Raw genomic sequence first — 13,806 nt, 5'->3', positions numbered from 1 at the left:
GAAATCATGGTATATAGAATATATGTGGAAAAGAAAAGAGAGTTTGCTCATGAAGCAGCTTCCTTAAAAAGTGAAATTGTCAAGCTCCTTCAGATTGACGGACTTGAGGAGCTTAGAATTGTCAATCGTTACGATGTAGAAAACTTGGATAAGAGTCTCTTTGATTATGCTGTGGGCACTGTATTTTCTGAACCCCAAGTTGATATTGCTTCTGAAAACCTGGATTTTTCCATGGCGGATCACGTATTTGCTGTGGAATATCTGCCGGGGCAGTTTGACCAGAGAGCCAATTCTGCGGCGGAATGTATTCAGATCATTTCAAAAGGGGAAAGACCGACTGTGAGAACCGCGAAGGTATATATGCTCAGTGGCAGTCTGTCTGCTGAGGAACTTACGGAGATTAAAAAATACGTCATCAACCCAGTCGAAGCCAGGGAAGCAGCCCTGGAGGAATTTGATACCCTCAAGGTTGACTACGAGATTCCGACAGAGGTGGCAGTCTTAGACGGCTTTAACCAGATGAACGAAGAGCAGCTTACTGCATTCCTGGGAGATTACGGACTTGCTATGGATCTGGCTGATTTAAAATTCTGCCAAGACTATTTCAAAAAAGAAGATAGAGATCCGACCATTACGGAAATCAAAGTCATCGATACCTATTGGTCTGATCACTGCAGACATACGACTTTTAACACGACTATCGACAATGTAAAGTTTGAAGATCCGGCAGTACAGGCAACCTACGAGGATTACATCAAAACCAGACAAGCGCTTGGTAGGACCAAACCGATTAATCTGATGGATATCGGCACTATCGCTGCCAAATACCTGAAATCAAAAGGAGCATTATCAAAGCTGGACGAGTCAGAGGAAATTAACGCCTGCACTGTAAAGATCGATGTAAATGTAGAAGGTGAAATCCAGCAATGGCTGCTTTTGTTCAAGAATGAAACCCACAATCATCCGACGGAAATCGAGCCTTTCGGCGGCGCGGCTACCTGCGTAGGCGGTGCCATCAGAGATCCGCTTTCAGGCAGAAGTTATGTTTATTCTGCCATGAGAGTCACAGGTGCAGCAGATCCGCTGAAACCAGTATCAGAGACACTGAAGGGCAAGCTTCCCCAGCGGAAGATCGTGACGACGGCTGCAAACGGCTACAGTTCCTACGGAAACCAGATCGGCCTTGCCACAGGACAGGTTGATGAACTCTATCACGATGGCTATGTTGCTAAGAGAATGGAAATCGGTGCGGTCATCGCGGCGGCTCCAGCAGAGAATGTACGCAGAGAGCGGCCGATGGACAGCGATATCGTTATTCTTTTAGGCGGCAAGACAGGGCGCGACGGCTGCGGTGGTGCAACCGGTTCATCAAAATCTCACACTTTGGAATCTCTTGAAAGTTGTGGGGCAGAAGTGCAGAAAGGAAATGCGCCAGAAGAGAGAAAACTACAGAGACTGTTTAGAAATCCACAGGCTTCGAAATTGATTAAACGCTGCAACGACTTCGGTGCAGGCGGCGTTTCTGTTGCCATCGGAGAACTGGCGGACGGTCTTGAAATCAACCTTAACGCGGTTCCAAAGAAATATGACGGTTTGGATGGTACGGAACTTGCTATCAGCGAATCTCAAGAGAGAATGGCTGTCGTCGTCGGCAAAGAGGATGTAGAGAAATTCTGTAAACTTGCAGAGTCAGAGAATCTGGAAGCTACTGTCGTCGCTGAAGTGAAGGAAAATCCTTATTTGAAGATTTTCTGGAACGATAAGGCAATTGTAAATATTTCCCGGGAATTCCTCGACACCAACGGTGCCGAGAAACACATCGACATCGAAATCCCGAAGCACGGCGATTTTGCCAAGAAAGCGGCAGGGAACTTTACTGATGAATATATGGCCCTGGCAGGCGATCTCAATGTCTGCTCAAAGAGGGGACTTTCGGAGCGTTTTGACTCCACCATCGGCGCAGGCACTGTGCTGATGCCTTTTGGCGGCATCAAACAGAGAACGCCGAACCAAGCCATGGTCAATCTGATCGCTGTGGAAAAAGAACACACGTCAACCTGCTCACTGATGTCTTGGGGTTACAACCCGTTCATTGCTGAGAAGAGTCCGTACCACAGCGCCTATCTGGCTGTGGTAGAATCTGTATCAAAATTGATTGCAGCAGGTGCATCTTTTGAGGACATCTACCTGTCCTTCCAGGAATACTTCGAGAAACCGATGAAAGATCCGCAGAGATGGGGCAAGCCGATGGCTGCTGTATTGGGTGCTTTTAAGGCACAGAAGGAACTGGGTGTTGCTGCAATCGGCGGCAAGGACTCCATGAGCGGTACCTTTGAGGACATCGACGTGCCGCCGACTTTGGTATCCTTCGCAGTGACCACAGACGATGTCAGCAATATCATTTCACCGGAATTTAAAGAAGTTGACAATAATGTATTTATGTTTATACCTGAATACGACGAAGAAGGGCTGCCGAAGGCAGAATCTCTGAAGGCGATTTATGAAGCGATTCATGAGATGATTGAAGATGGAACCATCATCAGCGCTTATACACCTGGATACGGCGGTGTGGCGGAAGCTGTGCTGAAGATGGCCATGGGCAATGAGATCGGATTTGCATACGGTGAGGATGTGGATCTTGAGAAAATCTTCGGATACGCTTATGGCGCCTTTGTCGTAGAAGTTTCTACTGCAGTGATGAAGAAAACAATGGGTGCCGAATGCGGCGATGATATGCATTATTTCGGATTTAAGCTGGAAGGCGCGGATATCATCGACTTGGGTAAGACGACAGCCGAGAAAGCCATTGTCCGTGGAAGTGAGAGAATCGACCTTGCAGCGATTGAAAAAGTTTACGAAAGCAAATTAGAACCGATCTACAGCTGCAATATCGAAACTGCGGAGAATAAGCTGGAGACTTTCAACTATGAGGCATCCGAGAGACCACATGCGAAAGTCAAAATAGAGAAACCGAAAGTTTTGATTCCTGTATTCCCTGGCAACAATTGTGAGTACGATTCCGCAAAGGCCTTTAGAGACGCAGGGGCGGAGCCAGAAATCTTTGTCATCAATAATTTGACGGCAGAAGCTGTTGCTAAATCTGTAGAAGACTTTGCAGCAAAGGTGAGAGAATCGCAGATTATCTTCATACCAGGAGGATTCTCCGGCGGTGACGAGCCAGATGGTTCCGGTAAATTTATCACGGCATTCTTTAGAAACCAGGAAGTCAAAGAGGCAGTCACGGATCTCCTCGATAACAGAGAAGGACTGATGGTCGGTATCTGTAATGGATTCCAGGCTTTGATCAAGCTGGGCCTGGTGCCTTATGGAAAGATCATGGATATCGATGAAACCTTCCCGACTTTGACTTTCAATGAAATCGGACGTCACCAGTCCAAACTGATCAGAACGAGAATCGCATCCAACAAATCGCCATGGCTGGCCAATACCAAGCCAGGTGAAATTTACACGGTGCCGATTTCTCACGGCGAAGGCCGATTCATCGCTTCAGAAGAATTGATTCAGGAGCTGGCAAAGAACGGTCAGATTACGACGCAATATGTAGACCTTGACGGAAATGTAACCAGCGACATTCAGTTCAATCCAAATGGTTCCTATTACGCCATTGAAGGAATTACTTCCCCAGATGGAAGAGTGTTCGGAAAGATGGGACACGCGGAGAGAACTGGAGAAGGGCTGTACAAGAATGTACCAGGGAACTTTGACATCGGTATGTTCAAAGCGGCAGTAGAGTATTTTAAATAGGATTGAACGAGAAGGGAGGGCTTTATATGGATACGAGATATCAAGTGGTGATGAGTCAAGTCATGCTTCCGCATCAGGCTAATGTTGCGGGAAACGTGCACGGTGGCGAGATCATGAAATTCATGGATACGGCTGCGGGGGCTGCCGCCATGAAATACGCCAGGTGCAACTGTGTGACTGCCAGAGTGGACGAGTTGATTTTTCATCTGCCGATTTTTGTCGGCGCCTTGGTGACCTGCACAGCGACCATCGCTTATGTAGGGAATTCCTCTATGGACGTCTACGTGCGTGTGGATTCAGAGGATATGGAGTCTGGAAACGGACCAGAAAAAGCTCTCTGCGCACATTTTACCATGGTAGCCATGAGCAAAACGGGCAAACCGCAGAAGGTGCCCCCGTATACGCCGGAGACAGAAGATGAGAAAGAGCTGTATGAATCAGCCCTTGAAAAAGTACAGGCGAGGAAAAGACTGAAGTAAGTATAAAAAGAGATTCTTTGAGAGGTAACTCTATACAAAGAATCTCTTTTTTCTAGTTATAGACTAAAAAAGATATATATGTTATGATATATACATAATTTAGTATTCTATAGAAAGAACTAAGAGGTGGTTGTAATGAATAAAATGCGTCAGATTCTAGTCTGGATTTTGGCATGTAGTTTAATATTTTCCAGCTTTACTGTAACTAGTTTTGGTGCGGCAGCAAAAGGAAAGATAACCGTAGCAAAGACAAAGATTACACTTGAAATGAACAAATCTTATCAATTAAAACCAAAGGCAAGTAACAAGGTTATTTCAAAAAAGGGATACAAATACACATCGTCAAATGCTCGAGTAGCAACGGTTTCTTCTAAGGGTAAAATCATTGCTAAGACGAAGGGTAAAACAACAATTACAATCAAGTCTAAGGCCAAATCGACAGTTTCCAAAAAGATCAAAGTCACCGTCGTAAAGCGTAAAAACAATGTAATTGCTATGGAAGGGGGAACTGCGGCCAAGATGAATCTAGGCACGACAAAGGTTAAGAACGACCAGGCGAAATGGATTTCATCTAATAAGAAGATTGCAACGGTCACTAAAAACGGTATTGTAAAAACGATCAGCTATGGAACTACAACAATTACGGCAAAATCAAAGAAATTGGCTGGTGGTAAGAAAGTTTTTAAGATTCAATCTGGAAAAAAAGTCATTACAGAAAAGGCACTGAGGGAAGAAGTTCAAAGAGGCACAAAAATGATTCTCATTGCCAAAGATATAAAGGTGACTTCCAGTTTAACGATTCATAAAGGTACTAATTTGATTTTGGCAAAGGGTGTAACTTTAAAAACAGGCAAAGATGTGAGCTTAAAAAACCTTGGCAGGATTACGAATGTGGTCGATAAGGTTTACGCCAAGAAGACTGGCAAGACTGTAAAGTCACTATCTGATGAGACTGCTGATAATGGGAACAGCGAGCCGACAGTGCCGCCAACGGCAGATGTGCCGGAAGTACCAGAGCCTCCTAAAGACTCGGAAACACCTGAAGAACCAGAGGTGCCTGATAACCCCGGAACCCCTGATAATCCAGAGGTGCCTGATAACCCCGGCGATGTAATGGAGCCAGAACTTCCGACTGATGAGGCGATAGATCAGACAGAAGAGCTGAATCCAAAAGAAGAAGAAGGAGTCATTGAGGCTGAAGATAAAGAATCGATAAAGACAGAAGAAGCATCCGTCATCGAGGTCGTGGATTATGCTAATTTGGTACAAGAAGATGCCTTGATTTTGAGAGAAGGATGTACTGTCATCGTAGGCGGCCAGAAAGTTATCGGCCCTGCAGGCAGTGATGCCTGGATGACTTTGTCTGACCCTGTTGATGATTCAGGTGTTGCAGCGATATGGAGTGTGAATGGAGACGGAAATCTGCTGCTTACGGTATGGGGGACGTTAACTGTACAGAGAAATGAAGAGAATTTATTGACGGGTATTGACCTCCACGCTAGAAAAGTAAAGGATTATGATCCGGTCATCATTTTGCCATCATTCAACGTACTTCCTTATTGGGGGATGGTATCCATTTGTGACAGTACGTTATTTGTAGGCGGTATTAAGGTTGTGAGCAAGTCTGATCCTGACAGTGTGTTTAATGCATATAATGAAGGGGAGGAAGAAGAAAATAGACTTCTCTTCAGGCGTATGGATAACGGTACTACTACATATACCTCTGGCTATGTTGAGATCAACAGCTATTATCCGGGATTAGAGCTGGATGTCAGCGGAGTTGTGAACTTTTTTCAAGGGAAACAGCCTTATGTTAAATTCAATTGTGATGTTAACCAGTGGATCGATGGACAGATGAAGCATCATATCAGTGGCACAAGCGGCGCTTATCCTTTAGATGTAGCTGATATTTGCGGTCTGGCGTATCATTTTGAACTAGCGGATGCTAGTGAGATAGAGAAGATAAAAGATGCAGCTCCTGGAGCCGAGATTAATTTTATGCCCTATTTAGGTCCCTATCGGATGATTCAATTTATTGAAGCTGTAGAGGATAGTGGAAGGTCCATATCGATGAAAAAAGTTATGGGCGACAGGGATGGATTTATCATGCGTTATCAGTTTACGATGCCGTCCAGCGGTGTGTTCATCAGAACATATACGAAACATTTTAATATCTATAGTAAGGGTGAAATCGTAACAGGTAATCCAAAATCATATTATTATTTCAACAGTCTGGAAGAAGCGAAACAGCAGTTTGTGGATTTGACCATTGAGGTTGATGGCGTGCAGTATCCGATTACTGTTGAATGGAAAAAAATGAATGCTTATGATGGGCAGATAGATTATTCTGGCTTGATTCATTGCCCGGATTTAGAGGGGCAATATGAATTCCTAGGATATATACCAGCATATATCTTAGAAAATTAGAATAAAAAACATGGAAATGACGGAATCAAAGATTACTATTTCCACATGCCGCCCTCAAAAGGCGACCCATCGCAATGTACGTTCTTTGATATTTCCTATGTTATAAAAAAGGGAGGCGCCTTGTAAAAAGGCGTCTTCACTATTTTTAAAATAATTTTTATATATAAAAAAATATTGATAAAATTAATTTTTTTTTATATATCCGATAGAGACGAAATCTGAAGTCATTGGCGTTGAAGGATTTAGAACTTTCAGAAAATGGCACGATTCTTGCTTTATATATTTGCATCAAATAAAAGTTAAAAAGAAGGAGAATACATATGAGTACAATGAAGGCGACAGCTTACACAAATGGTAAGATTTTTACTTCTGACGATGCGAATTTATATGCAGACGCTATGATTGTAGAAGGAGAACGAATCAAATGGGTAGGCAAAGAAGCTGATATGCCTGCTGGAGACTATGAAAAAATAGATTTGAATGGCAAGAGGGTTATCCCGGGTTTTATCGATGCACACATGCATCCCATCATGCTTGCAGATTTTAGTAAGAAGATTTCTGCCCTTCCACCAGTTGTCAACTCTTTGACTGATTTAGAGGAAAAAATTGCTGCAGTTAGAGAAAAGCAAGAAGCTGGAGAATGGATTCAGGGTTGGGGCTACGACGAAGGGAAATTGGCGGAAAAGCGTTCACCGAACAGATATGACCTGGACAAGGGCTGCAGTGATTCTCCCGTTATCATATTCAGAACGTGCGGTCATGTGAACTGCGTCAACAGCAAAGCGCTGGAACTGGCGGGTATTACAAAGGATACACCAGATCCACAGGGTGGAGAAATTGATAGAGACGAAAACGGGGAACCGACAGGCGTTCTTCGCGAAAATGCCAGATCTTTTATCACACCGCTTCTTCCTGTATCCAGTGACGAAGAAAAAATTGACGAAATTGTGGATCTGGGAAAATTGTTGGCATCCCAAGGTATTACAGGGGCAGCCGATATCGGATGTCTCAGTGACGGCGATGTGTACGGATATTACATGAATGCGAAGAAAAAAGGCTTTAAACAGAGAATCGGCATCTACTACATGTGGGATTATTATTGGCAGAACAAAGATTTTGCCATTGCGAAAGAACAGATGGACGGTGATCAACAGATACATGTAGCAGGATTGAAGACCGTTGGTGACGGCAGTTTCTCTGGCAGAACAGCCTGGGTCAGTGAGCCGTATTACGGAAGTACGGACGAATACGGTATTTCTGTTTGCTCTGACGAATTGATGGAAAGTGCAATCAAATTCTGTAAAGAAAACCACTGCCAGTATTCCATGCACGCTATGGGCGGGCAGGCCATCGACAGAATCGTCAACAGAGTGGCTAAGGAAGAAAAGTGGAACGATGATGAAACACCGCATCTTCGTATTGAACATACCACAGAACCTTCTGAGGAAGCAATTGCAAAGACGGTAGAACATGGTTTTGCATTCGCAACACAGCCGATCTTTTTCTATGCAGAGATAGAGAGTTATTTGGCTAATCTGGGTCCAGACAGAACAAAAAAAGCTTATCCTATTAAAAAACTGCTGGATCGTGGTGTCAATGTGTGCTTCTCAACTGATGCACCGGCGACATCCTGGGCAGTTCCATCAGATCCATTCCCATGTCTGAAAGCAGCGGTAACCAGATACGCATATGACGGCACAGATTGTGGTCAAGATCAGGCGGTTGATATTGAAACGGCAATTAAACTCTATACTAGAAACGCCGCTGTGGTTACCGGGCTGAAAAATGCCGGTCAATTGAAGGCTGGTTACCATGCAGACTTTGCCGTACTCAGCGATGATCTTTTGACCGTTGCATCGGAAGATATTGACAAAGTGAAAGTGGAACAAACCTATATCGACGGTCAAAAAGTATTTGGTTAAAAACAGGATCATACAATTTGACAATGGTATAGATTTTGCTTAATATATTATAGTAGATTGAAAGGAGTAATAACATGAGCACAAAGAAAAATGCATATGTAAACGGAAAAATATTTACTTCAGACGACAATAATTTGTACGCTGAAGCAATGATAGTAGAAGATGGTGTCATCACTTGGATTGGAAAAGAGGCAGAGATGCCATCAGGTGATTATGACAAAGTAGACCTAGAGGGAAAACGTGTTCTGCCAGGTTTTGTAGATGCCCATGAGCATCCGGCGATGCTGGCTGAAATGAGCAAGCAGATTTCTTGTCTGCCTCCAGTGGTGCATTCCATTGAGGAACTGATTGAAAAGATTAAAGAGGTCAGGGCAGAGCAAGGTCCGGGAGCATGGATCAAAGGATGGGGCTACGACGAAGGCAAGTTCGCAGAAAAACGCTCACCGAACAGATATGATCTGGATAAAGGCTGCAGTGATTCACCAGTTTATCTGCTGCGTACTTGTGCCCACATCATCTGCCTTAACAGTAAAGCGATCGAAATGGCAGGCATCACAAAAGACACGCCGGATCCAGAAGGCGGTGCTATCGACAGAGATGAAAATGGAGAGCCGACTGGCGTACTACGTGAAAACGCTAGAAATTTAGTGAACCACCTGCTGCCAAGTCTCACGAGAGAACAGAAAGCAGATTTAGTGGCTGATCTGGGACAGTTGTTACTGTCACAGGGTATCACAGCGATCTGTGATATGGGAAATATGGATCCTTCTGATAATTATCAATTGTATTATGCAGCTGTAGAAAAAGGGTTCAAACAGAAGGTCGGCATTTACTACATGTGGAACTATTTCCACGATGATCCAGATTTCAAAATCCCTGAAAAACAGTATGACAAGAATCAGCAGATTTTCTCTGCCGGCATTAAAACCATCGGTGACGGAAGCGTTTCTGGCAGAACTGCTTGGATGAACGAACCTTATCTCGATTCAGATGAGCATGGAATTTCGACGATTACAGATGAAGAGATGGAAAGCGCTATTGCATTCTGCAAGAAATATCATTGTCAGCTTTCCATGCACGCCATGGGTGGAAAAACGATCGACAGAATGGTTAACAGAGTGTATCAGGAAGAAAAGTGGACTTTGGACGAAACGCCGCATCTTCGTCTCGAACATATAACAGAACCGTCAGAGCAAGCTATGGAGAAAACCATTGAAAAGGGCTTTGCTTTTGCAACCCAGCCGATTTTCCTCTATGCAGAAATCGAAAGTTATCTGAAAAATTTGGGACCAGAAAGAACGAAGACTACATATCCTGTGAAAACGATGTTGGAAAAGGGTGTCAATCTGTGTTTCTCCACTGACGCACCGGCGACGTCCTGGGCAGTTCCATCAGATCCATTCCCTTGCCTCAAAGGAGCTGTGACCAGAAAAGCTTACGATGGTACAGACTGTGGGCAGGACCAGGCAGTGGATATTGAAACTGCAGTGAAACTCTACACGAAAGCATCTGCTGGTGTAGCAGGATTTAAGAACATCGGTCAGCTGAAGGAAGGATACAAGGCAGACTTTATCGTATTGTGTGACGATTTGCTCACTGTTCCTGCCGAAGACATCGATAAGGTGTGTGTAGAAGCAACTTATGTAGAAGGCGAAAAAGTATATCAAAAATAAATAGCAGATATTCAAACTTGAGTGCACGAGAGGTTTTCTCCGTGCACTCTTTTGTTTTAGGGTAAACTATGATAAAATAATAGAAAAGGTCAGAGAAGAGGAGGTGGAAACAATGACAACAAAGCTTGATTTTTATACAGAAATAAGAGATAAGGAGCAGCCTTATCACAATCAAATGTTAAATTTGCTCAAATTCGTAGATGAAGAAGAAATAAGTATTATGAGTGGCGCCTGGATGGAGCATATGGAGAATCCTGATGCCGAAATGAAGATTAAAGATTTCCTGCTCAATCCAAGCGAGGATAGTGCATTTACCGTTCCGCTGCTGCGTCAGTGGCTCTTTGAGCTGATTGTAGGCACCGTTGTACTGCAGGATAATTTCAACGAGGAACTACCTGTTACTGCAGTTTTATATCCGCCGACCCATTCCCTGATGATTTGTGAGACGGATATTGGTATCATTGCCAGCGCCTTAGATGAGGTTGAGTATGCATTGATTGGAGATATCGACAATCGAGATTTTAATTTGCATCTGCAACAGGCCTATGAAAGTGTTAAAAAATCGGTGGAAGGCTTTGGTGTATTATCTATGCCGGACTTTGATCGAATCAACGATAGAGTGGCTCACTTCTCTAATTCAGGACGCCTTGTCGGTCTGATTCGTGAAATCGATCTGCGCCACGCCTGCGGCAATATTGTAACTCTGATGAATAGAAAAACGAGAGAGTTAGCATTAGACAGCCCCCTGACTATTTTTGTAGGAGGCAATGTTCTCAACGGTGATTTTACAGTACCGAATCTGATCAGTGTTTACTACGGAATCGATGCCAATACTTTAGATGAGGGAATGATTCAGAACATTTACCGGCCGTTTACCGAAAGTGACAGCAGGCTGCTGTCGGTCTCGAGAATGTTTGGAACAGAGAAACTGCTTCGACGGTTGTTTGAGCAGCGGCAATAAAACTAAACGAGGAGAGGGTTTAATTACATGGACTACCTAAAAGAAGTAAATCGAATCATTTCGTCCAGCGATTCTGTCGCTGGATTGATGGTTGTAAACAAGGAAGGAATTGTTGAGTATTATAAGCCTTGCAGTAATTTTGGCCTTGACGAGATAGAATTTGGAAAAAATGTGAGAGGAAAGTATCTGCTAGATGTCTATAAAGAAATAACCACTGACAACAGCACGGTGATGAAAACGTTGAAAACAGGCCAGGTGACGATTGGCCAGCAACAGACATTGACTACAGACCAATTCCAGTTGACAATTTCATCTACCACCTATCCGATTCTCGATCAAGATGGTTCGATTCAGGGTGCTATTGATGTGGCCAGGTTGTTGGACCACAAAAAAATTGGCTCTAATGAAAATGTGAATCCGCATCTATCGATTTTAGATGATATTGTGACGCGGAATGAAGAAATGGTCAGGCTTAAACGTATCGTACAGGAAGTGGCAAAGAACAATTCACCGACGATGATCTGCGGAGAGACTGGTACGGGAAAAGAGTTGGTTGCTGAGGCTCTACATATGCTATCAAACCGCAAAAATAAGCCTTTTATTTCTCAAAACTGTGCAGCGATTCCAGCTAATCTATTGGAAAGTCTTTTTTTTGGAACGGAAAAGGGAGGATTTACTGGTGCCGAGTCAAGAAAAGGGCTCTTTGAGTTAGCTGACGGCGGCACTTTGTTTTTAGACGAAGTCAACTCTATGGATGTTTCGATGCAGGCAAAACTGCTGAAGGTGTTGGAAGAACAAAAGGTAAGGCGAGTCGGTGGCAAGGAGGATATCAGATTTGACGTCAGAATCGTATCTGCCTCTAATGAAAATCCTGAAATGCTGGCAAGTCAGGGAAAGCTTCGTTCTGACTTTTATTATAGAATCAGCGTGGTGAAGCTGCTGCTGCCGCCTCTTCGTGAAAGACCGGAGGATATTTTGCTTCTGACAGAACATTTTATCAAGGTCTATAACCAAAAAATGAATAAGCACATTAAAGGTCTGTCACAGATGACGCTTCACCTCTTTACAGAGTGGAAATGGCCAGGCAATATCAGAGAACTGAAAAATACCATTGAAAGTGCTTTTAATATGGAAGACGGCGATTTTATCACATTGGACTCTGTCCAAGACTTGCTTCAAAAAATTGAGGAAGATGGAGCCGTAGCAAGGAACACGCAGAATACAGTTCCAGTGAATTCGACGAAATCTGATGACATCATATTCTCGCCTGAAGCCATAAAGAAATTATTGGCGACAAATGGAGTGAATTTAAAACAGATGATGGAGGATTATGAGACGTTTATTCTTTCTGAAGCCTTGAAACAGGATCGGAAATTGGCGAAAGTGGCGGCGAGATTATCTATTTCTCCCCAAAAACTGCAGTATAGAATGGAAAAGTTAAATTTAAAATAAAGAGGAGAAGTTATGACTGAAACGACGAGAACAATTATCAGCAGGATTACAGAACTAAAAGAAGTGTGTCAGAGCGAATCTGCCGCAACAAACCAGCCTTCGATAGAGGAATTTGCACTCTTACTCAGCGGGATCTCTGCCTGTAGGAAGACACCTGGCATTGATATTCATATGGGATACGAGCATCTGTATCTCTGCAACGAAGAAAAAGCGGAGATTGTCAGAGATCATTTGAAAAGAATTTATCATATCGTAGACAGAGATACACTGATTAACGTCTGCAATGAGTTGTATAGCACTGATAACGATTTATCAGATTTTCGTTCTTTTTGGAATGAAAGCCCGTCCTTCGATATTGGTGAACTGACGCAGGAGTCAAGAGATTTTTTTGAAAGCTGTATGGAATACAGCAGAAATTTTGACGAGCTTGCAGGAGAGGGCGGTTACTACGCTTGGGACTGCAACGAAATTATCGGCCTTTTGAGGGTAGGGTATGCTGCTGGTCTGATCACGAAGGATGACTTTTGGGCTTTTGTCAGACCGATGGCTAAAAATGCAGCACAGCTTTACAAATCTTGGAGAGAATATGCGGCAGGGTGCCTCTGCGGATGCGCCTATTTTATGTTCAGAGAACAGGGCTGCAATGAGGAAGTGTTGAACTTCTTTGATATCAATTGGAACTTGATTGACCATCTCCTTGGAGAAGACGGAGCCTGGCAGAGAAACGGCTGGTATCAAATTCCTGAAAAAGACTTTCTCATCAAAGCCGAGGATATGAAGATTATTCTTGACTCCTGGAAAGGCGCCGAAGGCTGTCTTGCGACAGATAGAATTTTGGTAGATGGTGAGAAGGTTGGTTACATGTATCGCGAAGAGCCTGACAGCAATCATGATTGGGACAGTGGCTGGAGATTCACTGCCGGTGATGAAACCCCGGAATACATGGATGATCCAGATCAATCAGGCATCTATGCGCTGAACACGATCTGCAATTATGATCCTGAGATTACAAAATTATTGGATGCGCCATTCGGTACAGCCTATATCAGAATCGATGGACGTTTGGTTCTGGATGAAGAGAAAGATGGATAACTATTCCTAAAATCTACAAGGATTTTCGGAATAAA

8 protein-coding genes are annotated in these 13,806 nt (G+C 43.6%); all 8 read left to right on the top strand.

Going from position 1 to position 13,806, the window contains the following annotated elements:
* Window positions 1-6: 6 nt before the first annotated feature.
* The 8 genes from ACMQ5W_RS16965 to ACMQ5W_RS16930 all read left to right on the top strand — a co-directional run bounded on the left by ACMQ5W_RS16965 (window position 7) and on the right by ACMQ5W_RS16930 (window position 13,771).
* Window positions 7-3,765 (top strand): phosphoribosylformylglycinamidine synthase, encoded by a 3,759-nt coding sequence (locus tag ACMQ5W_RS16965; RefSeq protein WP_419026193.1) that lies wholly within the window; start codon window positions 7-9, stop codon window positions 3,763-3,765.
* Window positions 3,766-3,791: 26 nt separating this feature from the next.
* Complete coding sequence (locus ACMQ5W_RS16960) at window positions 3,792-4,244, top strand: acyl-CoA thioesterase (RefSeq protein WP_148491988.1); 453 nt, start codon at window positions 3,792-3,794, stop codon at window positions 4,242-4,244.
* 135 nt (window positions 4,245-4,379) lie between these two features.
* Window positions 4,380-6,671: an Ig-like domain-containing protein gene (locus ACMQ5W_RS16955; RefSeq protein ID WP_419026192.1), complete on the top strand. Its 2,292-nt coding sequence runs from the start codon at window positions 4,380-4,382 to the stop codon at window positions 6,669-6,671.
* Window positions 6,672-6,991: 320 nt separating this feature from the next.
* On the top strand, window positions 6,992-8,593 hold the full coding sequence (locus tag ACMQ5W_RS16950) for an amidohydrolase (protein WP_419026191.1): 1,602 nt from the start codon (window positions 6,992-6,994) through the stop codon (window positions 8,591-8,593).
* A gap of 74 nt (window positions 8,594-8,667) precedes the next feature.
* Complete coding sequence (locus ACMQ5W_RS16945; RefSeq protein ID WP_148491989.1) at window positions 8,668-10,266, top strand: amidohydrolase; 1,599 nt, start codon at window positions 8,668-8,670, stop codon at window positions 10,264-10,266.
* Between the two features lie 112 nt (window positions 10,267-10,378).
* The gene (locus tag ACMQ5W_RS16940) at window positions 10,379-11,227 is read left to right on the top strand and encodes a hypothetical protein (protein WP_419026190.1); all 849 of its coding nucleotides are present in this window, start codon (window positions 10,379-10,381) and stop codon (window positions 11,225-11,227) included.
* Window positions 11,228-11,254: 27 nt separating this feature from the next.
* Window positions 11,255-12,679, top strand: a complete 1,425-nt coding sequence (locus ACMQ5W_RS16935; protein ID WP_419026189.1) for a sigma-54 interaction domain-containing protein — start codon at window positions 11,255-11,257, stop codon at window positions 12,677-12,679.
* A gap of 12 nt (window positions 12,680-12,691) precedes the next feature.
* The gene (locus ACMQ5W_RS16930) at window positions 12,692-13,771 is read left to right on the top strand and encodes an immunity protein Imm33 domain-containing protein (RefSeq protein WP_419026188.1); all 1,080 of its coding nucleotides are present in this window, start codon (window positions 12,692-12,694) and stop codon (window positions 13,769-13,771) included.
* Window positions 13,772-13,806 lie beyond the last annotated feature (35 nt).

Source organism: Emergencia sp. (genome assembly GCF_048465375.1).
Classification (GTDB): domain Bacteria; phylum Bacillota; class Clostridia; order Peptostreptococcales; family Anaerovoracaceae; genus Senimuribacter.
The sequence above is the reverse complement of the archived record's forward strand: the minus strand, read 5'-3'. Positions and strand labels throughout refer to the sequence as shown.